The organism is Aquibium oceanicum, assembly GCF_001889605.1.
GTDB classification, from domain to species: domain Bacteria; phylum Pseudomonadota; class Alphaproteobacteria; order Rhizobiales; family Rhizobiaceae; genus Aquibium; species Aquibium oceanicum.
In genome coordinates this window covers 3,141,268-3,167,046 of the sequence record NZ_CP018171.1, presented here as the reverse complement: position 1 = coordinate 3,167,046, position 25,779 = coordinate 3,141,268, and the positions used below count along the sequence as shown (strand labels likewise).

The window sequence follows — 25,779 nt, the reverse complement described above, 5'->3', positions numbered from 1 at the left end:
CTGATGGCGGAGGAGCAGGACCTGCCAGCGGAGGGAAGACCGCCGTACGGGGCGCTTGCCGGCGTGATTGCGGCGGCAACCGTGTTCGGGGCGGCGCAGGGTCTTTCCTATCCGCTCTTCACCCTGCTGATGCAGAAGCAGGGATTTTCTCCGTCGATGATCGGCGCGTCGGCGGCCATGATGCCGCTGGGGATCATCCTTTCGGCGCCGCTGGTGCCGAGTCTGGTGAGGCTCGCCGGCGGGCGCACGCTCGCGGTCTCCTGCGCCGTCGTGGCGGCGGTCTGCTTCCTGGCGATCGCGCTGTTGCAGAACTGGTTCGGCTGGTTCGTGCTGCGATTCCTCGTCGGCTTCGCCGTCAATCCGCTCTACATCCTGGGTGAAGTCTGGGCGCTGGCGCTGGCGCCGGCCGGCAGGCGCGGCCGCGTGATGGGCGTCTTCAACACGGTCGGCGGCGCGGGCTATGCGGCCGGACCGCTGGCGCTCAGCCTGGTGGGGCCGGACGGCTGGCCGCCCTTCCTGATCGGGACCGGAGGATTCCTGGGCTGCGCGGCGATCCTCGCCTCGATCCGCCGCCCCATGCCGGGCTTCGAGGAGGAAGCGGCGCCGGGCAGGGGCATCCTGTGGTTCGCGGCAACCGCGCCGGCGCTGCTCGTCGCCGTCGGGGTCGCCGCGGCGGACCAGCAGGGCACCTATGCCCTGATACCGCTCTTCGGCGCCGGCTACGGCCTGCCGGAGCTCGCGCTGCCGGCGCTGGTGACTTCGCTGGCGCTCGGCAACATCCTGTTGCAGATGCCGCTCGGGCTCGCCGCCGAGCGGTTCGGCGGGCGCGCCATGATGATCGCCTGCGCTTCGGCGGTGGCGGCCTGCGCGGCGCTGCTGCCGCTGCTCATCCTGACGCCGCTGATCTGGCCGCTGCTGGTGATCATGGGTGGCGTCGGATACGGCGTCTACACGATGACGCTGGTGGAACTGGGCGACCGCTTCACCGGCAGCGCGCTGGTGGCCGGAAACTCCGCCTTCGCGCTGATGTGGGGCGTCGGCGGCATGGTGGGGCCGCCGGGCGCCGGCCTGGCGATGGAATGGATCGGGCCTTCGGGCCTGCCAGCGGTCATCCTTTTGCTGTGTTTCGTCCTGATCGCCTACGCGACGTACCGGGCGCGGGCGAGGGGACGCGACGCGGCTTGAACCTTCCGCCCGGCCTCGTCTACACTGGTGGCATGCCTTTCGCCGCCCGCCTTCCCGAGCATGCGGATCCCGCCGTGACACCGTCGCGGCGCACGCTGCATTCGGAGCTGCTGCGGCTTTGCGCGCGCATCGGCTATTCGCCGCCGCGTCACCGTTGATACCGCCCCGGCCCTTGCCGGATCGATTCAACGGGAGATCACAAGATCATGACCTATCAGAACTTTTCGCTGGCGCAGCTCCAGGCGATCGACGGCGCGCACCATCTGCATCCCTTCACCGACCACAAGGACCTGCGGGCCGCCGGCGCGCGGATGATCACGTATGCCAAGGGGCCGTTCATCTACGATTCGGAAGGCAACGAGATCCTCGACGGCATGGCGGGGCTGTGGTGCGTCAACATCGGCTACGGCCGCGACGAACTGGCCGAGGCCGCCTATGCGCAGATGAAGGAGCTGCCCTACTACAATTCCTTCTTCCGCTGCTCGACGCCGACGCCGGTGCTGCTGTCGCAGAAGCTCGCCGAGATCTCGCCGCCGAACCTGAACCAGGTCTTCTACGGATCGTCGGGCTCCGAGGCCAACGACACGGCGCTGCGGCTGGTGCGGCACTACTGGGCGCTGGAGGGCAAGCCTCAGAAGAACCGCGTGATCTCGCGCCAGAGCGCCTATCACGGCTCGACGATCGCCGGCACCTCGCTCGGCGGCATGAATGCCATGCACGGGCAGCTGTACGGGGCGGTGCCCAATATCGCCCACGTGATGATGCCCTATGCCTACGAGTTGCAGCACGCCGGCGAGAGCGACCATGATTTCGGGCTGAGGGCCGCCAAGGCCGTCGAGGACGAGATCCTGCGCGCCGGGGCGGACAATGTCGCCGCCTTCATCGGCGAGCCGGTGCAGGGGGCGGGGGGCGTCAAGATCCCGCCGGCGAGCTACTGGCCGGAGATCCAGCGTATCTGCCGGAAGTACGACGTGCTCCTGATGCTGGACGAGGTGATCACCGGATACGGGCGTACCGGCGAATGGTTCGCCGCGCAATCGATGGGCATCGAGCCCGACACCATGACGACAGCCAAGGCGCTGACCTCGGGCTACCAGCCGCTGTCGGCGCTGTTCGTGTCGGACCGCGTCGCCTCGACCATCGTGGAGAAGGGCGGCGAGTTCTTCCACGGCTACACCTATTCCGGCCATCCGGTCGCCTGCGCCGTGGCGCTGAAGAACCTCGAGATCATCGAGCGGGAAGGCATGATCGAGCGCGTGCGCGACGAGACAGGGCCGTATTTTGCCGCCGCGCTGAAGGAGCGGATCGCCGGGCACGATCTCGTCGGCGAGGTGCGCAGCTTCGGCTTCCTCGGCGCGATCGAGATCGTGAAGGACAAGGCGACCAAGGAACGCTTCGCGCCGGCCGGCTCGGCGGCAACGCTGGTGCGTGACCACGCCATCGCCAACGGCATGATGCTAAGGGCCACCGGCGACACCATGATCCTGTCGCCGCCGCTGATCTGGACCAAGGAGATCATCGACATGGCCTGCGAGCGGATCGTGAAGGCGCTCGACGCGGCGAAGGAAGACCTTGCCAAGGCCGGATAGCTGCCAGACCGGCATCGAGGCTCCCGGTTGTCGGTCGGGAGCCTCAAGGGAACTCATGCGACCGGAGAACGCCGATGTCCAACCCGCCCATCGTTCCGCTGATCGAGTACGAGAATGCCTCGCCGGAGGTGCGTGCCGTCTACGACGACATCATGGCGACGCGGAAGAGCGACTGGATCAACAATTTCTGGAAGGTGCTGGCGCACGATCCCGCGCAGTTGAAGCGGATGTGGGAGAGCCTGAAGGAGATCATGGGGCCGGGCGCGCTCGACCCGCTGACCAAGGAACTCATCTATATCGCGGTGTCGGCGACCAACGGCTGCGAATACTGCACCTATTCCCACACAGCGGCCGCGCGCGCCAAGGGGATGACCGATCCGATGCTGATGGAGGTGCTGGCGGTGGCGGGCAAGGCCAACGAGACCAACCGGCTGGCCAACGCGCTGCGCCCGCCTGTCGACGAGGCGTTCAAGCCGAAGGGGTGAGCGGCAGCACGAGGCGGATTTGCGAGGAAGGTTCCGTTCGCGATCGAAAATATACCTGATTGACTCTGAAGGCGCGGAGGTGTCCGGTCTCGCTCCCCAAATGACGAGATCGGAAAATCCATGACGAAGAGATCGTCGGCCAAGACCGCGCGCGAAGCGGCGCAGCTTGCTCAGCAGCTCATGCTGACACCGATGGTGATGGCCATGCGCATGCCGATCCTCGCCGCCGAGGCCGGAAGCTCCGTACTGGCCGGCCGCCCCGAAAGCCTGGCAGCAGTTTCGGAGAAGATGGCAGCCGTGGCCGAAGGCGCCATGGCCGCGCAACTGGCCTTCCTGCGCGGCGCGGCGATGCTGCCGATGTCGATGTTCCGCGCGACCTCGCATGCCGGGCCGCTGGTCGACCTCGCTGGCGAGGTGGCGGTGGCGGCGCTGAAGCCGGCGGCGCGGCAGGTCAGCCGCAATCACAAGCGCCTGAGCCGCACCCGCAAGGGATAGGCAAAAAGGGTCTCCAGAACGCGAAAACCGCGCTCTCCCGGGCAGGGAAGAACGCGGCTTGCCACGATACGCCTGGCTGTTCGCTGTACTCGAACGCTTGCGAAACTTACGGCTCCGGTACGCGAGACCTGATCCGGAGCGGTGGGCGACCTTCGCGTTGGCCGCCTCGCAATCCGTTCTAGACGCACATCCTTACCGTCGAGTTATCAGGTGCTTAAGCAAATCTGAATCTGCCACTTTTTTACGCCGGCGCCGAGATTTTGTTCCGGGCGTCTTCTCGTCAGGCTTCCTTGCCGCGCAGGAAGTTGATGATGCCGGAAAAATCCGCGTCCGCGCCGCCCTGGGCGTTGAACAAGGCATAGAGCTGCGCCGCTTCCGCGCCCATCGGCGTCACGGCTCCGGACGCGCCGGCGGCCTCCTGGGCGAGCTTCAGGTCCTTCAGCATGAGCGCGGCCGCGAATCCCGGCTTGTATTCCTTGTTGGCGGGGGAGGCGGGGACGGGGCCCGGCACCGGGCAGTAGGTCGTCAGCGACCAGCACTGGCCCGACGAGGTCGAGGCGACGTCGAACAGTGCCTGGTGAGACAGGCCGAGCTTTTCGGCCAGCACGAAGGCTTCCGAGACGCCGATCATGGAGATGCCGAGGATCATGTTGTTGCAGATCTTGGCGGCTTGGCCGGCGCCGCCGCCGCCGCAATGGACGATGCGTCCCGCCATGGGTTTCAGGATCGGCTCGGCCTTGGCGAAGGCCTCGTCGGCGCCGCCGGCCATGAAGGTGAGCGTGCCGGCCGCGGCACCCCCCGTACCGCCGGAAACCGGCGCATCGACCGAGAGCAGGCCGTGCTCCCCGGCGATTGCGTGCGCCCGGCGCGCCGAGGCGACGTCGATGGTGGAGGAATCGATGAACAGCGTGGCCGGTGCCGCCTTCGGCGCGATCTCCTCGTAGACCGACACGACATGCTTGCCCGCCGGCAGCATGGTGATCACGATCTCGGCGCCCGCCACCGCCGCGGCTGCATCGGCCATGACCGAAACGCCGTTCGCCTTCGCGGTGTCGAGATTGGCGGGAACGAGATCGAAACCCTGCACCGCATGCCCGGCCTTGACCAGGTTCGCGGCCATGGGATTTCCCATGTTGCCGAGGCCGATGAAGGCGATGGTGGTCATGTGGGGGGTCCTCCGGGGTGGATGAGTTGGTAGAGCGGCAGTGGGCAATCGGCAGTCGGCAGTCGGGGGAAGGTAGCGGGTGCGGCAGTTCCGACTGCCTATTGCCGACTGCCGACTGCCTGGACTGCTACTTCCCCACCAGATGCCTGGCGATGATGACGCGCATGATCTCGTTGGTGCCTTCGAGGATCTGGTGGACGCGCAGGTCGCGGACCAGTTTCTCGATGCCGTAGTCGTGCAGGTAGCCGTAGCCGCCGAGCACCTGGAGCGCCTCGTTGGCGACGTCGAAGCCGCGGTCGGTAACGAAGCGCTTGGCCATGGCCGACCATTTGCCGGCGTCGTGGGCCTTGGCGTCGAGCTTGGCGGCTGCGGTGTAGAGCAGCATGCGCGAGGCCTGGAGGTCGGTCTCCATGTCGGCGAACTTGAACTGCATGGCCTGGAACTGGTCGATGGTCTTGCCGAAGGCCTTGCGCTCGGCGGCATAGGCGATGGACTTGTCGAAAGCCGACTGCGCGCCGCCCAGCGAACAGGCGGCGATGTTGAGCCGGCCGCCGTCGAGCCCGGCCATGGCGATGCGGAAGCCCGCGCCTTCGCCCGACAGCAGGTTTTCGGCCGGCACCTTGCAGTCCTCGAAGATCACCTGTCGGGTGGACTGCATATGCCAACCCATCTTGTTCTCGACCGAGCCGAAGGACAGGCCCGGCGCATCCTTGGGGATCACCAGCGTGGAGATGCCGCGCGGCCCATCCTCGCCGGTGCGCACCATGGCGACATAGACGTCGCTGTCGCCTGCGCCCGAGATGAACTGCTTCGCGCCGTTGAGCACGTAGTCGGAGCCGTTGCCGCCGCTGCGGACCGCCTTCGTGCGCAGGGCCGCGGCGTCGGAGCCGGAGTTGGGCTCGGTCAGGCAATAGCTGGCGAGCTGTTCCATCGAGGTCAGCGGCGGCAGGAGCCGCTGGCGCTGCTCGTCGCTGCCGAAACGGTCGATCATCCACGAAGCCATGTTGTGGATGGAGATGAAGGAGGAGAAGGCAGGGCAGGCGTAGGAGAGCGCCTCGAAGATCAGCACCGCGTCGAGCCGGCCAAGGCCCGATCCGCCCACGTCGTCGCGCACGTAGATGCCGCCGAAGCCGAGCGGGCCGGTCTCGCGGATCACGTCATCGGGGAAATGCCGGTCCTTGTCCCACTGCAGCGCGTTCGGCGCGACCCGGTCGGCGGCGAAGGTGCGCGCCATCTCCTGGATCGCGCGCTGGTCCTCGTTGAGTTCGAACTGGCCGGTGGCGGCGTCGACGACGGCGTCCATAACGTCCTCCCTGACGTCTGTTCTGGCCGTCCAGTGTAGACCAACGGTTCGTCCGCGCAACACGAGCGCGGACACAGAAGTTGTGCGGCAAGTAGAGAGCCGGGGAGGGGTTGTTGAAAAGGCGCACAGAGGCGCGCGAACGCCCTCATGCTTTCAAACGGGGGCGCCGACCTCCTATCCCGCATTCTCCTGCGCCTTGGGCCAATACGTGCCGAAGCACCAGACGTTGCCTTCCGGGTCGCGGCAGATGAAGTCGCGGCTGCCGTAGTCGCGGTCGACGGGTTCCTCGAGGATTTCGGCGCCGGCGGCCCGGGCGCGCTCGCAGGCAACGTCGGCGTCGTCGATGGCGATGTAGACCGATTTGCCGCCCTGACTTTCCGGCGCGCCGACCATGGCGCCGTAGGCGTCGTCCTTCACGTCGCCGCACATGATCATCGAGGAACCGAGTGCGAGCTCGGCGTGGACGACCTTGCCATCGGCCATGTGTTTCGCATGCACGGTGAAGCCGAAGGCCTCGGAGAGCCAGTCGATCATCTTCGCGGCGTCGCGGAACCGCAGGGTGGGGTAGATGCGGGGGGCTTCGATGTCCATTGCATTTCCTTTCCGGTTGGGATGACGGGTCGCATCCTGCCCTCGGCGCGCCGGCCGGTCTTGAAGAAATGTAACCGTCGCTTCAGGCGAGATGCGGCGCCAGCGCGGTGGGCGAACTGCCGGAGAATATCCTGAATTCGCGCACCAGATGCGCCTGGTCGGAATAGCCGCAATCGGCCGCGATGCCGGCCCAGTCGCGCCGCGCTTCCTGACGGGCGATCTCCAGCGCGCGGTTGAAGCGCGCCATGCGCGAGACCGCCTTGGCACCGATGCCGATCTCGGTGCGGAAGCGTTCGGCGAGATGCTTGCGGCTCCAGCCGAGCGCGGTTGCGATGTCGGCGACGCGCTCGCCGCCGCGCCGCCGCAGGATACGGTCGTAGGCCCAGGCGATTTCCGGCGAGGCCGCCGGGCCGCTGCGGAGGCGCGCGATCAGGAACGTCTCCACGAGCGCGAATCGCCGTTCCCAGTCGTCCTCCTCGCCGAGCCGCTGGCGCAGTTCGCGGATGTGCGGGTCGGCCAGATCGTCGATGCCGACCATCCGGTTGGCAATCTCGGACATGGGCAGGCCGAAGAAGCGGAAGGCGCCGGTCGGGGTGAAATCAACCTGGATGCACTCTGCGCCGCCGGTCGAATTGATCATGACGAAGCCGGGATAGAGCCCCGACGTGAAGCTGCCGTAGCGGTCCCGGGGTGTCGGCGCGCGGCCGAGCGCGATCTCGAAGGGCTCGCCGAAGCTGATGATGAGCGGCACCACCAGCGGCGCCATTTCGAGCGAGCCCCGGAGCCGGTCGCCGTTCTCGCGGTAGCCGACGATGGAAAAGACGTCGGCCGCGAGGTCCGGCCGAACCGGCCGCCGCAGCATCAGTGGGGCGTATCCCGCTGGCACCGTCGCGTTCTGCCGCGTCCTCGTCTCGTCCATGCGCCGCTTCCGGTTCGTGGCCTGCAAAATAGGGCAAAGCGAGGGCCGCCGGAAGGGCGGGCGGCGGCCCGGATTGCGCGAGGATGGAATCCCTGTAGCTTCGGGACATCTGGCGCGGGGGATTCGGTATGCCTGAAGGTTTCTTGTCGCGGGTCCGGATGCTGTTCGAAGGCGATCCGGCGATACGCCGCGTTGCCGACGATCCGGTGCTGACGGCGGAGCTCCTGCTCCTCTTCAGGATGATTCTCGCCGACGGTGCGGTGGAGGAGAAGGAACTGGAGACGTTCCGCCGCATCTGCCGCGATTCGTTCGGCATTCCGGAGGACAGTCTCGGCGGCGTCATCCGCTATCTGCAGGATTTCGGCTACGAGACGACCGGCTCCCAGGCGCTGGCGCTGTTCCGTACGCTTCCGCGCGAGCGCCGCGTCGAACTCGGACGGCACCTCGCCGAGATCGCCAAGGCCGACCGCAACATCAGCGAGCATGAGGTGCGGCTCCTGCGGCGCACGCTCGAAGTGCTGGAACTGGATCCGCGGGAGATCGTGGGCGGCGCGGCCTGAGGAGACGAGGCGCAGGACGCTGCGAGGCCCCACATCCTGCCCTTCGGGCCACATTGCCGGGGCGAGCCGCTCGTCTCGCCCGTCCTTCGGACCCCCGTGAACCGGGAGAAGGGAACGTCTCAGCCCTGCTCCACCAGCCTCCGCCTGATCGCGCGACGAAGGTCGGGGGCGGCGTCGACGAGGTCTTTCGCGGCCTGCGATTGGGGATTGTCGAGTACGTCGCCGGTGCGGCCTTCTTCGACGATGCGGCCGTCATGCATGACCATCACCTCGTCGGTGATGGCGCGGGCCACCGTCAGGTCGTGGGTGATGAAGAGGTAGGCGACGCCGAGGCGCTGGTTCAGGTCGGCGAAAAGGTCGAGGATCTGCGCGCGGATCGAGACGTCGAGGGCGGAGACCGGCTCGTCGGCCACCACCAGCTTCGGTCGGGTGATGATGGCGCGGGCGATCGAGATGCGCTGCCGCTGGCCGCCGGAGAACTCGTGCGGGTACTTGTCCATGTCCTCGGGTCTGAGCCCCACCTCGTGCAGCGCGGCGGCGACCATGTCGCGGCGCTCGGCGGTGGAAGGCTGCCGGTCCAGCACGTGCAGCGGTTCGGAGACGAGCCGCTCCACCTTGTGGCGCGGATCGAAGGAGCCGTAGGGGTCTTGGAAAACCACCTGCATGTTGCGCCGGGCGGGCTTCAGCTCGGCCTCGCCCCTGCCAGTCAGCGTCTCGCCGAGGAAGCGGATCTCCCCCGCGGTCGGCCGGTCGAGCGCCAGGATCATGCGCGCCAGCGTCGACTTTCCGCAGCCGGAGCGGCCGACGAGTGCGACAGACTGGCCGGGTTTCATGGAAAACGAGACGCCGTCGACGGCGCGGAACGGCGCCGGCCTGTCGAAGAGCGAGCGCCGCCGGCCCGGATAGTCCCGCACGACGCGGTCGACTTCGAGAAGGTTCTCGCCGGCAGCCGAGGCGGCGTGGCGGTTGGGACGGGCCGGCACATGCATGGAGGCTTCGGCCAGCTGGCGCGTGTAGGGATGCACCTGTTCCGACAGCGTCCGGGCCGTCTCACCTTCCTCCATCACATCGCCGTGGCGAAGGATGGTGATGCGGTCGGCCATGTCGGTGACGACGGCCAGGTCGTGGCTTATCAGCAGCAGGCCCATCCGGATCTCGTCGACGAGGTCGCGCAGAAGGTCGAGGATCTGCGCCTGCAGCACGACGTCGAGCGCGGTCGTCGGCTCGTCGGCGATCAGCAGCTTCGGCTTCAGCGCGCAGGCGATGGCGATGACCACGCGCTGGCGCTGGCCGCCGGAGAGCTGGTGCGGGTAGCGCGAAAGTGGGAATTTTGCTTCCGGCAGGCCGACGCGGTCGAGCATGCGGCGGGCGGAAGCCTCTGCGTCGGCGCGGCTGGCGCCGGTGTGCCAGCGGATGCCCTCGGCGACCTGCTCACCGATCGTCTTGACCGGATTGAGCGCGGTCATCGGCTCCTGGAACACCATGCCGATGTCGTCGCCCCGTAGCCGGCACATGGCGGCTTCGGGTGCCGCGAGGATGTCGATGCCGTCAAAGGTGACGCGGCCGGTGGCGCGCGCGGCGGATGGCAGGAGCTTCATGATCGTCAGCGCCGTCATCGATTTGCCCGACCCGCTCTCGCCCACGAGCCCCATCGTCTCTCCCGCGCCGATCGACAGGTCGACGTTCTTCAGGATCGGCATCCCGGCGATCGACAGAGAGAGTTTTTCGATTTCGAGCAGGGCCATCAGCGTTCGCGCCGCAGTCTCGGATCGAGCACGTCGCGCAGTCCGTCGCCCATGAGGTTCAGTCCCAGCACCGTCACCACGATGGCGATGCCGGGAAACAGCGCCAGATGCGGCGCCACCATCATGCGCGTCTGCGCATCGAACAGCATGCGCCCCCAGGACGGCATGGGGGGCTGCGCGCCGAGCCCAACATAGGAAAGCGCGGCTTCTGCCAGCACGCCGAGCGCGAACTGGATGGTTCCCTGCACCAGGAGCATCGAGGCGATGTTGGGGAGGATGTGCTCGACGGTGATGAGCGCCTTGCCCTTGCCGGCGGCCCGCGCCGCGAGGATGAACTCGCGCGGCCAGATCGCGAGCGCGCCGGCGCGGGCGACGCGGGCGAAGACCGGGATGTTGAAGATGCCGATGGCGATGATGGCATTGATAGCGGACGGGCCGAAGATCGCCGTGATGAGGATCGCCGAGAGCAGGGCAGGGAAGGCGAAGACCAAGTCGTTGAAGCGCATCAGCGCCTCGTCGACGAAGCCGCCGCGCGCGGCCGCCCAGCAGCCGAGCGGCACGCCGACGCCCATGCCGATGACGACGGCGACGATCGCCACCGCGATCGAATTGCGCGAGCCGATCATGATCATCGTCAGGATGTCGCGGCCGAAATGGTCGGTTCCGAAGGGATGCGCCCAGGACAGGCCCTGCATCCGATCGGCGACCTCCAGACGGGTGATGTCGTAGGGCGTCCATACAAAGGAGACCAGCGCCATCGCCGCGATCAGCCCGGTGATGACGATGCCTGCGGTGAAGGAGCCGTTCGAGAACGCCGCCGACAGGAAGGAGCGCTGCGCCAGCGGCGGCGGGGAAGCGTCGACGCTCATGCGTTCGCCCTCAGGCGCGGATCGACGACGGCGTAGAAGACGTCGACGACGATGTTGACGAGAACGACCGAGGCGACGAGCAGCATGACGACGCCTTCCACCACGATCAGGTCGCGCTGCGTGATCGCCTGGAAAACGAGGCGGCCGAGGCCGGGCAGATAGAAGACGTTCTCGATGATGATGGTGCCGGCGAGCAGGAAGGCGAACTGCAGCCCCAGGATGGTCAGCACCGGGATCATGGCGTTGCGCAGCGCATGCCGCCACAGGACGGCACGGCGCGGCATGCCCTTGGCGCGGGCGGTGCGTATGTAGTCCTCGCCCAGCACCTCCAGGAGCGCGGAGCGCGTGATGCGCGCCAGGATCGCCGCCTGCGGCAGGGCCAGCGCGACCGCCGGCATGATGAGCGACTTGATGCCGGGCCAGATGCCGTTGCCCCAGCCGGGGAAGCCGCCCGCCGGCACCAGCCGCAGCCAGACGGCGAAGACGTAGATGAGGATCAAAGCGAACCAGAAATTGGGGATGGCGACGCCGATCTGGGCCGTGCCCATGGTGATCGTGTCGGCGGCCTTGCCGCGCCGCGCCGCGGCAAACAGGCCGACGGGGATCGCGATCGCGGTCGAGAGCAGGAGAGCCATGATGGCGAGCGGAAGCGATACGACGGCGCGCTCGCCGATCAGTTCGATGACGGGCGAGGAATAGGTGAAGGAGCGGCCAAAATCGCCGATCAGCAGGCCGCCGACCCAGGAGAAATAGCGCACCAGCAGGGGATCATTGAGACCCATCTGCTCTCGCAGGGCGTTCAGCGTCGCGTCGGTCGCGTTCATACCGAGCATGAGCTGCGCGGGATCGCCCGGCAGGATCTCCAGCACGGCAAACACTACGACGGACGCAACCAGCAAAGTCACGAGGCCGCCCGCGAGGCGCTTGGCGAGGAAAGCTGTCATCTATCGAGAGTGTCTCCCTCCCCGCGAGGGGGAGGGAGGAAGCTCGCTCAATCGCCCCACTTCACGTCGGTCAGGTCGGTCGCCTGGATGGGGGAATTCTCCCACATCCCTTCGAGCTTGGCGTCCCACACGCCGATCTTCGGCAGTTCGAACAGGAAGCCGTTGACCGCGTCGTCGGCGAGGATCTTCTGCGCCTGGCCGTAGAGCTCGTTGCGCTTTGCCTGGTCCGAGGTGACGTCGAGATCGGCGATGACCTTGTTGAACTCAGGGTTGTGATAATCGAAGTAGTAGTCGTCCCGCGCATAGATGCCGATGTCATTCGGTTCGGTGTGCGAGACGATGGAGAGATCGTAGTCCTTCGTCTTGAACACCTGGTCGAGCCACTGCGCCCATTCGACAGGGATGATCTCGAGTTCGATGCCGACCTCGCGCAGTTGCGAGGCAATCACCTGTCCGCCGTCGCGGGCATAGGCGGGCGGCGGCAGCTTCAGCGTCGCCTTGATGCCGTTCTCGAAGCCGGCTTCCTTGAGCAGCGCCTTGGCCTTCTCCACGTCGTGCGGGTAGGTGCCGGTGAGATCGACATAGGCTGCGTTCGCGGGCGAGAAGTGCGAGCCGATCGGCACGCCGAGGCCCGACGAGCCGGCGTCGATGATTCCCTGGCGGTCGAGCGCGTGGGCGATCGCCTGACGGACCTTCAGATTGTTGAACGGCTCCTTGCCATTGTTGGTGGAGAGGATCGTCTCGCCCTCGGTCGCGCCGATGACGACAGAAAAGCGCGGATCGGACTGGATCTGCGGCAGCGCGTCGCCGGCCGGCATGTTCGGAAACGCCTGCACGTCGCCCGACAGGAGCGCGGGAATGGCGGCTGCGGCATCGGGAATGATGCGGAACTCGGCCTTGTCCAGCGCGACCGGATCGCCCCAGTAGTCGGGATTCTTGACGATGGTGACGGAAGAGCCCTTGGCCCAGTTGTCGAACTTGAACGGACCCGTGCCGACCGGGCTTTCCTTGTTGCCCTCGGCGCTCTCGGGCGCGACGATGACGGCGTCGCCCCAGCCCAAGTTGTAGAGGAAGGAGCCTTGCGGCTGCTTCAGCGTGACCTTGACCGTCGTCGGGTCGACCACTTCCACGGTGTTGATGGCCTCGAACAGGGGCTTCTGCGCATTGGTGGAATCGTCCGCGCGGGCGCGATCGAGCGAGAACTTCACGTCCTCGGCGTCGAACGTGGTGCCGTCGTGAAACATGACGCCGTCGTGGAGCTTGAAGGTGTAGACCTTGCCGTCTTCCGACACTTCCCAGCTTTCGGCCAGCGCGGGCTGTACCTCGCCACCCGAATCGATGCGCGTCAGGCCCTCGAACACGTTGGCGTAGACGATCTCGTCGATGGCGGCGGCTGCGCCGGCGGTCGGGTCGAGATGCGGTGGCTCGAGGACCACGCCCAGGACGAGATCGGTCCGCTGCGCCATGGCGGAGGTGCTCGATGCCAGTGCCACCGCTGCGGCGGCGAGGACGGATTTCCACATCGTCATTTTGTTGCTCCCATTGTTTGCGATCGGTGGCGCGATCAAAGCGCGAATTGCGCCGGGAGTAAATCGGCTTTCGCGACGTGAGAGCTCGTCGCGGGATAACCGGCGGGTTCGCGTTCCCGGCCACGGCTGCTAATGATGCGCGATCCATCACAGAAGGCGCACTCGGTCATGATCATCGTCCACTACCTGGAGAAATCGCGCGCCCATCGCGTCCTGTGGCTGCTGGAGGAACTCGGCGTCGACTACGACGTCAAGACCTATCGCCGCACCAGTGAGTTCCGCGCGCCGGATAGCCTGAAAGCGGTCCATCCGCTGGGGAAATCGCCGGTGGTCGAGGACGACGGCCGCGTCATCGCCGAAAGCGGCGCGATCATGGAGTACCTGGTCGACCGCTATGGCGGCGAAACGCTGCGACCACCGGCGGGGACCGACGAGCGCCTGCGCTACACCTACTGGATGCACTATGCCGAAGGCTCGGCAATGCCGCTGCTGGTGATGAAGCTGATCTTTTCCAGCCTGCCGTCGCGCATGCCGTTCTTCCTGCGCCCCATGGCGCGGACGATCTCGAAGGCTGTCAGCGAAAGGCTAATCGATCCCCAACTTGCCGATCACGTGGCACTCTGGAAAGCGGAACTCGCCCGTGGCGGCTGGTTCGCCGGCGATGCGTTTTCGGCCGCCGACATCATCATGAGCTATCCCGTGGAAGCCGGCGTGACGCGGATCGCGCAAGGACAGGACATCGACCTCATCCGGAACTGGATGGACCGGATTCGCGCCCGGCCCGCCTACCAGCGCGCCGTCGAGCGCGGCGGCAACATCTACGGATACTCGTCGACCTGAGACCGTTGCGGCGCGTTTCCTTGAAATCCGCGGTAAACACAACAGTCGAACCGCAGCGCGTCTGTTCCTTGCAGCTCCCGAACCCGGTTACCGCCAGTCGTTTCAGACGTCGTCAAGTTCCCGTTCGTCAAAAGCATGGCGTAGACCATTCCCTCCCTTGCCGTAGCTGACGAGAGCGGCGGGAGGATCGCATGGATCGATCTCCGTCAAACAAACATGGTCTTTCGCACATCTGTCGGCTATGGGTCCGGCCAAGGGATCAGATAACTTAGCGTGGGGAATTGATGATCGGCATTTTCGGCGCCAATGGATTCATCGGGCGCCATCTCGCTCAGCGACTGCATTCCCGAGGACGGAAGTTCATGGCGGTCTCGCGGCATTTCGGCCCCGACTTCGTCGCCGCCCATGGCGGCGTGGCGGAACTCGTGGAGGCGAACTTCACCGATCCACTCGCCATGGTCTCGGCCCTGGACGGCCTTGACACCGTGGTCCAGCTCGTCAGCACCTCCAGCCCTGGAATGCAGAACCTGCACAGCATTGCCGACATCCGCGACAACGTGATCCCGCACGTGGCCTTCCTGCAGAACTGCGTCGCCGCAGGCGTCAGGCGATACGTTTTCCTTTCCTCCGGCGGCACGGTCTACGGCCCCACGAACGAGGTGCCGATCCGAGAGGACAGCGAAACCAATCCGATCAGTTCGCACGGCCTCACCAAGTTGATGGTCGAAAAGTACATCCAGATGCATGGCTCGGTCGACGGGCTGGATTACGTGATCCTGCGGCTCGCCAATCCGTTCGGGCCGGGGCAGCACTATCGGAAGGCGCAGGGTCTCATCCCCGCGATACTTGGTCGGCATCAGGACGGACTCCCCGTGAAGGTCATCGGAGACGGCAGCGCACGCCGTGATTATGTCTTCATCGACGACGTGATCGATGCTATCGAGCTTGCCTTAGGGGAGGCTCGGGCAGCGCGCGGCATCATCAACATAGGCAGCGGTGAAGCGCGTTCGGTCTCGGAGATTCTCGGGGCGATCGAGGAAATCCTGGGCGTTCGGATCGAGCGAGAGTATGCGGATGTCAGGAAGACCGACGTGGCGGTGAACCAGCTCGACATAAGCCGGGCGGCGTCGCTGTTGGGCTGGCGGCCGAAGACGCCGTTCAGGGTGGGTCTGGAACGGACGCTGGCGGAGTTCTCGCCGGCACTGCGGCAGCCCCGCTGATGCCCGGATACCGATACGTTTCATGTAGCGCGCAAGCCGAATGAGCTTTCCCCTCTCACTCCTCGGGCTCTATGCCCGGCGCCCGAGCCTCGCCGGCCGCCATTTCGCCACGGCTTTCCGGCTGCTCGCCAATGGCGGGACGGCGGAGCTACGCAGCAGGCTTAGGACGCTGGGCGGGGTTGCCGCGCAGCAGGAAAGAGATCGGCGGTTACAGGAGGACGTCGCGCGAAAGCTGTCGACGGTGGGCGAGAACGCGAAGCGGAACTACCGGTCGCTGCTAAGCGAACTCCTGCCGTTCGCGCAGGATCTGACGGTCATCGACGTAATCCACGATGACCTCGAGAGGCTGCGTCTGGTTCATTGCCACATCTTGCGCAAGTACAGTCTCTTCGACGACCGGTTCTATTCCGACACCTACCTGAAGGGCGGATCGGGCATCACGCCGCTCGACCACTATCTCAAATACGGACTTCCGGGCGGTCTTCGGGCAAACCCTTTTTTCGATCCGCTCTTCTATGCCGCCCGCTATCCGGAGGTGATCGACTACGGATTCGATCCGCTGGTCCACTATGCGCTCTTCGGCTGGCGCGAGGGTCGCGAATGCGGACCGCTTTTCGATGCGGCATACTATCTCGCGCGCAATCCGGATGTCGCGGCCGCAGGGCTATCTCCGTTGCATCACTTCCTGAGTTCAGGCCGCGCCGAGGGGCGTTCGCCGACCGGGGCGGCCGGACTGAGCGGGGGAGTAGCGCGGGACCGCGGCACGATCCTCATCGTCAGTCATGACGCCGAACTCGGCGGTGCGCAGCGCGTGGCGCGGGTCTTCGCAGAGTGGCTGCTGACCTCGACCAAGTTCGAGGTGAAGTTCGTCACGGCGAAGGGCGGCCCCTTCCTCGACCATTTCCGCCGGATCGCCGAGACCTTCGACCTGGAAGCAGAAGCGAAAGGCGCGACGCCGGAGGACGTGTCACGCCGGCTCGAGGCGTTTGCCGGTCCCTCGGTCCAGGCTGTGTTCCTGAATTCCGCCGCCAGCGGCAAATTCCTTTCATACTGGCGGGAGAAGACGCCGGTTCTCGCATTCGTGCACGAACTTCCGAAGCTGCTCGCGTCCCTGGAAAGCGAATTCCGCCTTATCCTCGACAGGGCGGACACCATCATCGCCGGAAGCGAGGCCGTCGCTACCGCGATCAAGGATGGTTACGGCTTCCAACCGGAGCGGCTGCGTACGGTACATGGCTTCGTCGACGCTTCACCGCGCGACAACTCGCTCGGTTTCGATTCCAAACGCGCGATCAAGGAGGCACTCGGCCTGGACCCGGACGCGTTCCTGGTCGCCGCGTGCGGCGTTCTGCACTGGAGAAAGTCTCCCGAGACATTCGTGGATGTGGCCGAACGCGTCCTGAAGGAAAGAGTTCGCGAAGTGCGGTTTCTCTGGGTCGGCGGCGGACCGGACCAGGAACAGTGCGAGAAGCTGGTGTCGGAGAAAGGCCTTGAGGGCAAGGTGGTCTTCACCGGCTACGAACCCGACATCATGCGCTATCTGCGCGCGGCCGATCTCTTCCTGCTGACCTCGCAGGAGGATCCGTTCCCGCTCGTCTGCCTCGACGCCGCGACTGCGCTCGCCCCGATCGTCTGTTTCGAGAAGGCCGGCGGCATGCCGGAGTTCGTGGGGCAGGGATGCGGCATGTCCGTGCCCTTCATGGACGCCGAGGCGATGGCGGACGCCGTGCTCGCATATATGCAGGACGAAGACCGCCTCCGCGCCGAGGGGCAAGCGGGGCGCGAACTCGTGGAGAATGAGTACACGGTGGCTTCGGCGGGCCCCAAGCTGCTGCACCACATTCGCGAGGCGGCCGGGCTGGCGCCCCATGTCAGTGTCGTGGTGCCGAACTACAACTACGAAAAGTTCCTGCCGGAACGGCTTGAGACGATCGCCGCGCAGACCTACCAGGATTTCGAGCTCATCCTCCTGGACGACCGTTCCAGGGATGGCTCGGTCAAGATTCTGGAGGACTGGGTGCGGAGGCGGCCCGGCACGCGTCTGGTCGTCAATGACGAGAACAGCGGGTCGCCCTTCGCCCAGTGGCTGCGCGGTATGGAATTGGCGCAGAGCGATCTGATCTGGATCGCCGAGGCGGACGATTCCTGTGAGCCGGGGCTGTTGTCGGCGCTCATCCCCGCGCTGGAGGACAGGAACGTTTTCCTCGCCTACGTGAAATCGGTGCCGATTGGCACCGAAGGCCAGGTCTATGGCGACTACGAGGAGATCTATCTCAACCGGATCAACCACGGCCGCTGGTCGCGTCCCTACGTTGCCACCGATCACGAGGAGGCGCAGGCGGGGCTGGGGATCGCGAACTGCATCCCGAACGCCAGCAGCCTCGTCTTCCGCCGGATCGATCCCGAGCCGAACTTCGCCGAGACGCTGCAATCGATGCGGCTTTGCGGAGACTGGTATTTCTATCTGCGTGCGATGCGCGGCGGCAAGGTCGCCTACTGCGAACAGCCGCTCAACCTCCACCGCCGGCATCCCGAGACGGTGACGAAGTCGACGGAGGGATCGACGCGATACTTCGACGAGTTCGCGAAGGTCAGGGACTACGTCGGCAGGACCTACAGCATCGGCGACGAGACGCGCGAGGCGATCGAGCGGTTCACCACCGAGGATCTCGACCGGTTTGGCGTCGAGGACATGGCGGTCCGTACCCGCATCCTGGAACAGGCGGAGATGAACGGAGTGCGGAAGGAACTGCCGACCGTGCTCGTCGTCGTCTCGGATCTTTCCCCCGGCGGCGGCCAGATGTTCGGCATCCGGCTGGCGAACGCCTGGACGAAACGCGGTGGCCGCGCCGTGCTCCTGAACGTGCGCGCGTTCACGGACCATCCCCAGGTGGTCTCGCAGATCGACGACCGCGTTGCCCTGCTCCACGCCGACGAGATGCCCGAGACCTTCGCCGAGATGGTGCGCCGCTACGACGTCGACGTGGTTCACTCCTCGATCTGGTGGGCCGACCGCTATGTGCAGGATCACATCGCCGATCTCCGGGACCTGCCATGGGTGGTGACGATGCATGGCTGCTACGAGACCCATCTCGACAATCCGCAGATCGACCTCAGCTTTGCCGACCGGATGCCGCCCTTGCTGGAGCGGGTAGATACGTGGATTCCAACGGCCCGGAAGAATCGGCGAGTATTCGATGTGTACGGGATGCCGGAGCGGGAACTGACCATTGCCAACGGTGTGGCAATCAAGCCTTCGCGCTTGCTGTCGCGAAGGTCGCTCGGTTTGCGTGACGACGCGATCGTACTTTGCCTAGCAACTCGCGCGATACCGGAAAAAGGCTGGTTTGCTGCGTTGGAAATGGTCGAACGGCTGAACCTCGCTGGAGACAAGGTCGATCTCATGCTGATAGGAGAAGGGCCGGCCGCCGACGAAATCGCGCGGAAGGTGCCCGAGCATGTCCATCTCTACGGACAGGTCGCCAATCTGCAGGACTATATCGCAGTCGCCGACATAGGAATCCTGCCGAGCTTTTTCGTCGGTGAATCGATGCCTCTCGTGCTTCTCGAAATGATTGCACAGTCGCGACCGGTGATTGCAACCGATGTCGGTGAGATCCCCGCGATGCTCGGGACCGGGTCGGACAGCGGGGGAATCATCGTCCCGTTGAAAGGTGGCAAGGTGGACGTCGATGGCTTTGTCGCCGCGATCCGGTCACTCATGGATCCCAAGAGCCGCCGCGGTGCCGGCGAGCGTGCCAAAGCCCGCTTCGATGCGGAGTACACGATGGACGGAATGATCGAAGCATACAGCGATGTCTATCATGCAGCGCAAACGCGTGCCGGATACGAGAAATGAAGAAATTTCGTCGGAATATTTCTTTGTTGGAACTCAACTGTGGACGTGAGTGACTAGACTTACTGTTTTGAACATCGTCTAGAATATTTGTTTTGCATCAGTTCGACGCGACGAGAAATTTAGCGGACACATGAATGCCTGATCTCTATCTACATGCTGGCGCTCCGAAGACCGGTACATCGTTCCTGCAGATGCTTTTCGCAAGGCATGCCGATCGCCTTGACGAGGCCGGAATCCTCTATCCGAGGGGACATATGTTCGATGAGGCGAAGGCAGGCGAGATCACGTCCGGGAACGGCGTCGAGCTTGCGAATTATCTGCGGCCAAACCTGCCACACCAGATCGCAGACAAGGAAGGATACATTAGACAATTCAGCCGAATTCTCCAATCAGCTCGTGGAAAGCACGTCCTGTTTTCGTCGGAGTACTTGATTTTTCCGGATGGACCGAAGACCGCGGCAGTCGCCGCTGCAGCGGCCCAATACAACTATACGCCGAAGTACGTTTACCTAGTCCGCGATATCGACCAGGCGGCCTTCTCCACCTATTCTCAGCAGGTGAAGAGATCGGGCGAAACGAAATCCTTCGGCGAGTACATCGTGAACTGGGAACCACTTTATCGACACTCGATCTTAAACGCCGAGAAGGGTTTCGGAGACGAATGTATCGTCGCCTACAATTACGAGGAATGGCGAGATCGGCTCTCGGAGCTGTTCTTCTCCGAAATCCTAGGCGCCGGCTTCACGCCAGACGAAAAGGTCGTGGTCAACCGGTCGCTTTCTCCCAAGGAAACGGAACTGCAGCGGCTCATGAACGCATTCGCACCTAACAACGTAGCCTTCGCCACCTACATCAGTGATGCGCTCATGAAACTCGAGCGGAAGCGGGAGCCAATGGTGCTAACCCGGGATGAAGCGGCGTTTCTGCAGAAAAAGTTCGCGCCTGCTGTCGAATACGTCAACAAATTCGTTCGCGGTCGTCCGACGGTAGTGTGCTCGTCGGATGTTGTGCCAGAACGCCCGCCAGTGGCAGTCTCGGACTTTGAGCGGGCGATGCTGTCCATCGTCGCGAAACTGGTTGGATCGGTCACGAAGTGATTTTGGCCATCGGTTCCGCCTGTGTTTTCTCGAACATTGGTCTGCTGCGGCTCTTTTAAAAGCATTCTTTCGCGGTTCCGCAGTCGTTGAACCTATCGTGGGATATCTCGCGCGTTTCCACGCCTCTCCGAACCGCCGCGCAGCGTTCCTCGCATGTCATGCTCCACCGTCATCTCAGCGATGAGGTCGGCATCCAGTTTCAGATCAATGAGATCTGCGCAACACGCGTGCGCTACGGATACTGGCGTTTCCACGTCCTTCTGAAGCGCAAGAAACATCAACCTGAAGCGAAACTAGCGCATTTGCAGGGACCTGGTTTGCAACCTGGAGCGCGTCCGGTTTAGTCCTCACCCAATGCCTTCGCCATCGTCCACCTCCATCGGAATCGATGATTGAATCAGTAGCCAGGACACGCGTCACATCACAATCGTTTCATCGATCCCCGGATGTGCTTTAGGAACAAGACGCCGAAGCGGCGTGAAAGGGCGAAGCTGCGTAACGACCAGCAAGAGGCAGTAAGCCCGAACGACATATGAGCCATGGAGCGTTCACGTTCATCTCGCGACGGCCAGAACGATCCTGGTACTGAGGGTTTTCGACACCTTAACCCACAACGTGCTCGTTCCTCGATCCCCGGTTCAGCTACCGAGAAAGGTGAGCTCGGTGCGACCGCGTCACCGCCGCGACGCCTCCGGAAGGAACCGCTCCACGAGCTGCGCCATCAGGGCGTCGCGTTCGCGGGCGGTCTTTTCGCCCATGACGACGGCCACGAGGCGCTTGCCGTCGCGGCTGACGGAGGTCGCGAGGTTGAAGCCCGAGGCGCGGGTATAGCCGGTCTTGATGCCGTCGGCGCCGGAGACCATGTCGAGCACCTTGTTGTGGCCCCTGATGGTCTTGCCGCGGTAAGCGAAGCCGCGCAGGCCGAAATAGCCATACATCGAGGGAAAGTGCCGGCGAAGCGCAAGGCTTAGGACCGCCATGTCGCGGGCGGTCGTGCGCTGCTGGGCATCGGGCAAGCCCGACGCGTTGCGGAACACTGTATGGGTCATGCCCAGTTGCCGCGCCTTGGCGGTCATCATGTCGGCGAAACGGGTCTCGCTGCCGCCGAGATACTCGGCGACGGCAGTGGCGACGTCGTTGGCCGACTTGGTGGCCAGGGAGCGCATGGCCGTGTCGGCATCCACCGACTGTCCGGCCTTGAGGTAGAGCTTCGTCGGCGGCCGCGATGCCGCGTAGGCCGACACCGGGATCTGCGTGGAGGGCGTCATGCGCCCCTGCTGGATCGCTTCGAACACCATGTACAACGTCATCATCTTGGTGAGCGAGGCCGGATAACGCGGTTCGTCGGCAGCGACGGCATGCAGCGTTCGGCCGCTGTTGGCGTCGATGACGATGGCGGCGTATTTCGAGGAGGCCGAGGTCGGCACCGGGGCCGAAGTACGCATCACCTCCGATGTCGAACAGGCACCGAGCGCCACGGCTATAAGCATGAGGGAAAACGAGAGGAAAAAGCGGCGGAGCCTGTCAGCCGCCATTGCTCGTCCGTGATGCATCATGCCCGCGGACGAGCCGAAAAATACTGTCGACGACATGGAAGCCGCACACTCCGCCCTGTGATCCCCGTGCCGCATCTGGAACACGGCCGCCTCGTTTCAAGCCTATTCGGGAGAAAACCGATTGCAACAGCCGCAGCGGCTATACCCGGAAACTTGCGTCAGGCTAGCCCGCTGCTGTTTCGGCGGCGTGCCGGCGAGCCGGATCTCGAGCGGCGAATGCCTCACGTCCTTGCGCGGCGTGAAGACTTGTTGCACATGGCGGCGATGTCTTCTGCCTCCAAGAAACCGCTCGCGATCGATCATCTCGTCCTTCCCGCTCAATCGCTCGCGGATGCGCGTGGGCGGCTTGATTCGCTGGGTTTCACCGTCGCGCCGGACGGCATCCATCCGTTCGGCACGCGCAACGCCTGTGTCTATTTCGCGGACGGCACGTTTCTGGAGCCGCTGGAGCGGGGCGACGCGGCCCTTCGCGCGGAGGCGGAGCGCGACGGCAACGTCTTCGTTAAGCGCGATTCGCTTTTTCGGGAGAGGATCGGCGCGGAAGGGTTTTCCGCGCTGGTCTTCGCGACCGGGGACGCTGCAGCGGACCATCGTCGGTTCCGCGATGCGGGGCTGTCGGCGGGCGACGAGCTGTTCTTCTCGCGGCCCTTCGTCGATGCTGTGGGAAAGAGCGACGTGGCCTCCTTCAGGCTTGCCTTCGCGGCTGCGCGCGATGCGGTGCCCTTCTTCTTCGCCTGCGAGCGCGTCAACGCGCCGGCGGTCGACAGGTCCCGGCTGGAAAATCACGAGAACGGCGTCTCGCGCATTGCGGCGGTGACGATCACCGCGGCCAATCCGGCTGCGACGGGCGCCCTGGTCGCATCGATCAGCAGCGCGCGGGCGGAGGATACTTCGGCTGGCGCCCGGATCGACCTGGCCAATGCGCGGATCGACATCCTCCCGAGCGCCCAGGAGGGTGCCGAAGGCGGCAGCGGAAGTTTCGCCTTCGAGAGCGTGACGTTCGCGGTTCGCGATCTTGCCGCCACCCGGGCGCTGTTCGAGGATCGCGGGATCGCCTGGCAGGAACGCGACGGACGCCTGGCGGTGTCGAAGACGACGGGGCAGGGCGCCGACTTCATTTTCGAGGAAAGTACATGAGTTCTGCGAACACGCTCGTGGCCGTGGGCAACGCGGCATTCGGAAACGACTTGCCGCTGACGCTTATCGCCGGGCCTTGCCAGCTCGAATCGCGTCAGCATGCCTTCGACATGGCCGGCGCGCTGAAGGAACTCACGGCCGAACTCGGCATCGGGTTCGTTTACAAGACGAGCTACGACAAGGCCAACCGCACCTCGCTCGGCGCGACGCGGGGAGCGGGGCTCGATGCCGCCCTGCCGGTCTTCGCGGATCTGCGCGCCACGCTCGGCGTTCCGGTGCTGACCGACGTCCACACCGAAGAGCAGTGTGCCGTCGTTTCCGAGGTGGTGGACGTCCTGCAGATCCCGGCCTTCCTGTGCCGGCAAACCGATCTGCTGGTGGCCGCCGCAAGGACCGGCAAGGTCGTCAACGTGAAGAAGGGGCAGTTCCTAGCGCCCTGGGACATGAAGAACGTGGTGGCGAAGGTCACCGGTTCGGGAAATCCGAACGTGCTCGTCACCGAGCGGGGCGTCTCCTTCGGCTACAACACGCTGGTATCGGACATGCGGGCGCTGCCGGTGATGGCGGAGATCGGCGCACCGGTGATCTTCGATGCGACCCATTCCGTGCAGCAACCGGGAGGGCAGGGCGGTTCGTCGGGCGGGGAGCGGCGCTTTGTGGAGACGCTCGCCCGCGCAGCGGTCGCGGTGGGGGTCGCGGGGGTCTTCATCGAGACGCACGACGATCCGGACAATTCGACCTCCTCCGACGGGCCAAACATGATCAGGCTGGCCGACATGCGCGGTCTCTTGGAGCGGCTCATGGCATTCGATCGCGTCGCCAAGGGAGCGGATCGACCCTAGCATTCGGGGCGGTCTCGGGCCGCCGCTCCACGGTGGAACCTTCGTCTGGCGCTCACCATTATCCGCCGACACTTCCGCACAAAAGGAGCGACGGACATGACAACGCCATCCGGCCACACCACTGCGATCACCGCCTCCAAAGTTCTCGGCACCAACGTCTACAACACGGCCGGCCAGAAGATCGGCGAGATCAAGGACATCGTCCTCGACAAGATGTCGAACAGGATCATGTTCGCGGTGATCGGCTTCGGCGGTTTTCTCACAATCGGCGAGAAGTACCATGCGGTGCCCTGGTCGTCGCTCGACTACGAGGCGTCGGAAGGCGGCTACGTCGTGCCCTTCTCACGCCAGCAGCTGGAGGCCGCGCCTTCCTATTCGATCAGCGACCTGACCGCCAGCGACGGCACCGCCGCGCGCAACGAGTCCTACGAGTACTACAAGGTCGAACCCTACTGGTGACCGGTGCAAATCCGGAACGGACGAGGCGGGGGCGCAGGTATGCGCCTCCGCCTTTTTTCGTCGGGTCACCGGGCAGGCATGATCAGGACAGCTTGCTGCTGCGCCACCGGATCGCAGGACGTGAGCAGTGCCGCGGCGAAGAAGAACAGGCAGACGATGCCCGCGATATCGGTCATGGCGAAACTCCCTTCCGTCTCGCCCCACGCGCATGACCAAGGTAGCGGAATCGCGGCTGATGGACAGCGCTCCGGAATAAACATTCTAAACCGAAGGTTTCGACACGTGACTCGTTTGGAGGTAATCTGAGGCGGAAGCACCAGAGGAACACCGATGCCCCGAGCCGACTTCCCGATCTTCGACCTGTCGCGTTTCGAGGCGGCCGGGACGGAGGAACGGGCGTGGCTCGGCGGCGAGGTCGACGCGATTTGCCGATCGACCGGCTTCCTGGCAGTCAGCGGCCACGGCGTGCCGCAAGCGATAATCGACGGCGCATGGTCAGCGGCGCACGATTTCTTCGATCTTCCGGCCGAGCGAAAGCAGCAGGCGAAGGCGCCTTATCCTGGCTATCCCTACGGATACCTCGGTCCGGACTCGGAAGCGCTCGCCCGTTCGAAAGGGGAGGACACGCCGCCCGACCTCAAGGAGAGCTTCAACGGCGGGCCGCTCGGCGTGCCGGAAGGCGTCGATGATCCGGACGCTCTCGCCTTCTGCTATGCGCCGACGATCTGGCCCGACGCGCTGGCCGGTTTCCGCGACGCGTGGGAAGCCTATTACCAGGCCATGGAGGATCTGGCGGCACGCATCATGCGCGTCTTCGCCGTGGCGCTGAAGCTCGACGAGGATTTCTTCGCCCCGACCATCGACAAGCCGATCAGCGCGCTGCGCGCGCTGAACTATCCGCAGCAGCCGGTGCCACCGAAGCCGGGGCAGCTGCGGGCCGGAGCCCATACCGACTACGGCAGCCTCACCATCCTTTTGCCACAGGCCGGTTCCGGCGGGCTCGAGATCTTCACGCCCGAGAAGGTCTGGCGTCCCGTGCCGCCGGTGCCGGGTGCTTTCGTGATCAACATCGGCGACCTGATGGCGCTGTGGACGAACGATCGCTGGGTCTCGACTCTGCACCGCGTCGTTAACCCGGCAGCCGACTCGGGCGGCACCAGCCGTCGCCAGTCCTTCGCCTTCTTCCACCAACCGAACTGGCATCAGGAGATCGCTTGCATTCCCTCGTGCCTGGCGCCCGGCGAACAGCCGAAATATGCGCCGGTCAGGTCCGGCCCGTACCTGATGGGCAAGTTCCGCTCGACAGTGAAGGCGGCCTGAACCCGGAAAACGCCAGGCGCGGCGACACGGACGCCCCGATCGGATTGCCTTTTGCCCGGCGTCCGCTAAG

Annotated in this window: 23 protein-coding genes; 14 read left to right on the top strand and 9 right to left on the bottom strand. The window is 65.0% G+C overall.

Annotation, left to right across the window (positions count from 1 at the left end; genetic code table 11):
* Positions 1-3 precede the first annotated feature (3 nt).
* From BSQ44_RS15450 to BSQ44_RS15435, 5 genes are all read left to right on the top strand, one after another.
* Entirely contained in the window at positions 4-1,185 is a 1,182-nt protein-coding gene (locus BSQ44_RS15450) for an MFS transporter (RefSeq protein WP_072605729.1), read from the top strand.
* Positions 1,182-1,343, top strand: a complete 162-nt coding sequence (locus BSQ44_RS26900) for a hypothetical protein (RefSeq protein ID WP_157894604.1) — start codon at positions 1,182-1,184, stop codon at positions 1,341-1,343. The genes BSQ44_RS15450 and BSQ44_RS26900 overlap by 4 nt, the downstream gene beginning before the upstream one ends.
* 48 nt (positions 1,344-1,391) lie before the next feature.
* A complete protein-coding gene (locus tag BSQ44_RS15445; RefSeq protein WP_072605727.1) occupies positions 1,392-2,774 on the top strand; it encodes an aspartate aminotransferase family protein in 1,383 nt (460 codons plus the stop codon).
* A gap of 74 nt (positions 2,775-2,848) precedes the next feature.
* On the top strand, positions 2,849-3,259 hold the full coding sequence (locus BSQ44_RS15440; protein WP_072605726.1) for a carboxymuconolactone decarboxylase family protein: 411 nt from the start codon (positions 2,849-2,851) through the stop codon (positions 3,257-3,259).
* A 120-nt stretch (positions 3,260-3,379) separates the two neighbouring features.
* Positions 3,380-3,754, top strand: a complete 375-nt coding sequence (locus tag BSQ44_RS15435) for a hypothetical protein (RefSeq protein WP_072605725.1) — start codon at positions 3,380-3,382, stop codon at positions 3,752-3,754.
* Positions 3,755-4,034: 280 nt separating this feature from the next.
* Here the strand turns inward: BSQ44_RS15435 and mmsB are convergent, their stop codons facing one another.
* From mmsB to BSQ44_RS15415, 4 genes are all read right to left on the bottom strand, one after another.
* Positions 4,035-4,919, bottom strand: coding sequence for a 3-hydroxyisobutyrate dehydrogenase (gene mmsB, locus BSQ44_RS15430; protein ID WP_072605724.1), 885 nt, complete (start codon positions 4,917-4,919; stop codon positions 4,035-4,037).
* A 127-nt stretch (positions 4,920-5,046) separates the two neighbouring features.
* Positions 5,047-6,222: an isobutyryl-CoA dehydrogenase gene (locus BSQ44_RS15425; protein ID WP_072605723.1), complete on the bottom strand. Its 1,176-nt coding sequence runs from the start codon at positions 6,220-6,222 to the stop codon at positions 5,047-5,049.
* Between the two features lie 174 nt (positions 6,223-6,396).
* Entirely contained in the window at positions 6,397-6,813 is a 417-nt protein-coding gene (locus BSQ44_RS15420) for a VOC family protein (protein ID WP_072605722.1), read from the bottom strand.
* Between the two features lie 82 nt (positions 6,814-6,895).
* Positions 6,896-7,732 carry a helix-turn-helix domain-containing protein gene (locus BSQ44_RS15415; RefSeq protein WP_072605720.1) on the bottom strand — a complete coding sequence of 279 codons (837 nt, stop codon included), beginning with the start codon at positions 7,730-7,732 and terminating at the stop codon, positions 6,896-6,898.
* A 128-nt stretch (positions 7,733-7,860) separates the two neighbouring features.
* Between BSQ44_RS15415 and BSQ44_RS15410 the strand changes: the two genes are divergently transcribed.
* Entirely contained in the window at positions 7,861-8,292 is a 432-nt protein-coding gene (locus BSQ44_RS15410) for a TerB family tellurite resistance protein (protein ID WP_072605717.1), read from the top strand.
* 119 nt (positions 8,293-8,411) lie between these two features.
* On the opposite strand, the gene BSQ44_RS15405 is transcribed toward BSQ44_RS15410, so the two are convergent.
* The 4 genes from BSQ44_RS15405 to BSQ44_RS15390 are packed head-to-tail and all read right to left on the bottom strand — an operon-like array spanning position 8,412 to position 13,379.
* Positions 8,412-10,037 carry an ABC transporter ATP-binding protein gene (locus tag BSQ44_RS15405; protein ID WP_072605715.1) on the bottom strand — a complete coding sequence of 542 codons (1,626 nt, stop codon included), beginning with the start codon at positions 10,035-10,037 and terminating at the stop codon, positions 8,412-8,414.
* On the bottom strand, positions 10,037-10,906 hold the full coding sequence (locus BSQ44_RS15400; RefSeq protein WP_072605713.1) for an ABC transporter permease: 870 nt from the start codon (positions 10,904-10,906) through the stop codon (positions 10,037-10,039). The genes BSQ44_RS15405 and BSQ44_RS15400 overlap by 1 nt, the downstream gene beginning before the upstream one ends.
* Complete coding sequence (locus BSQ44_RS15395) at positions 10,903-11,850, bottom strand: ABC transporter permease (protein ID WP_072605710.1); 948 nt, start codon at positions 11,848-11,850, stop codon at positions 10,903-10,905. The genes BSQ44_RS15400 and BSQ44_RS15395 overlap by 4 nt, the downstream gene beginning before the upstream one ends.
* Before the next feature lie 47 nt (positions 11,851-11,897).
* Positions 11,898-13,379 carry an ABC transporter substrate-binding protein gene (locus BSQ44_RS15390; RefSeq protein ID WP_072605707.1) on the bottom strand — a complete coding sequence of 494 codons (1,482 nt, stop codon included), beginning with the start codon at positions 13,377-13,379 and terminating at the stop codon, positions 11,898-11,900.
* 168 nt (positions 13,380-13,547) lie between these two features.
* On the opposite strand from BSQ44_RS15390, the gene BSQ44_RS15385 reads away from it, so the two are divergent.
* From BSQ44_RS15385 to BSQ44_RS15370, 4 genes are all read left to right on the top strand, one after another.
* Positions 13,548-14,219 (top strand): glutathione S-transferase family protein, encoded by a 672-nt coding sequence (locus tag BSQ44_RS15385; RefSeq protein WP_072608094.1) that lies wholly within the window; start codon positions 13,548-13,550, stop codon positions 14,217-14,219.
* A 284-nt stretch (positions 14,220-14,503) separates the two neighbouring features.
* The gene (locus tag BSQ44_RS15380; RefSeq protein ID WP_072605705.1) at positions 14,504-15,439 is read left to right on the top strand and encodes an NAD-dependent epimerase/dehydratase family protein; all 936 of its coding nucleotides are present in this window, start codon (positions 14,504-14,506) and stop codon (positions 15,437-15,439) included.
* A 40-nt stretch (positions 15,440-15,479) separates the two neighbouring features.
* Entirely contained in the window at positions 15,480-19,298 is a 3,819-nt protein-coding gene (locus BSQ44_RS15375; protein ID WP_072605703.1) for a glycosyltransferase, read from the top strand.
* Positions 19,299-19,432: 134 nt separating this feature from the next.
* Entirely contained in the window at positions 19,433-20,395 is a 963-nt protein-coding gene (locus BSQ44_RS15370; RefSeq protein ID WP_072605701.1) for a hypothetical protein, read from the top strand.
* Positions 20,396-21,069: 674 nt separating this feature from the next.
* Here the strand turns inward: BSQ44_RS15370 and BSQ44_RS15365 are convergent.
* Positions 21,070-21,840, bottom strand: a complete 771-nt coding sequence (locus tag BSQ44_RS15365; protein ID WP_378215607.1) for a D-alanyl-D-alanine carboxypeptidase family protein — start codon at positions 21,838-21,840, stop codon at positions 21,070-21,072.
* Positions 21,841-22,206: 366 nt separating this feature from the next.
* On the opposite strand from BSQ44_RS15365, the gene BSQ44_RS15360 reads away from it, so the two are divergent.
* The 4 genes from BSQ44_RS15360 (at position 22,207) to BSQ44_RS15345 (ending at position 25,709) form a co-directional block, all read left to right on the top strand.
* On the top strand, positions 22,207-23,088 hold the full coding sequence (locus BSQ44_RS15360) for a VOC family protein (protein ID WP_072605697.1): 882 nt from the start codon (positions 22,207-22,209) through the stop codon (positions 23,086-23,088).
* Positions 23,085-23,930: a 3-deoxy-8-phosphooctulonate synthase gene (kdsA, locus tag BSQ44_RS15355; protein WP_072605695.1), complete on the top strand. Its 846-nt coding sequence runs from the start codon at positions 23,085-23,087 to the stop codon at positions 23,928-23,930. The genes BSQ44_RS15360 and kdsA overlap by 4 nt, the downstream gene beginning before the upstream one ends.
* Positions 23,931-24,026: 96 nt before the next feature.
* The gene (locus tag BSQ44_RS15350; RefSeq protein ID WP_072605693.1) at positions 24,027-24,389 is read left to right on the top strand and encodes a PRC-barrel domain-containing protein; all 363 of its coding nucleotides are present in this window, start codon (positions 24,027-24,029) and stop codon (positions 24,387-24,389) included.
* A gap of 330 nt (positions 24,390-24,719) precedes the next feature.
* Positions 24,720-25,709: an isopenicillin N synthase family dioxygenase gene (locus BSQ44_RS15345; RefSeq protein ID WP_072605691.1), complete on the top strand. Its 990-nt coding sequence runs from the start codon at positions 24,720-24,722 to the stop codon at positions 25,707-25,709.
* Positions 25,710-25,779: the final 70 nt, after the last annotated feature.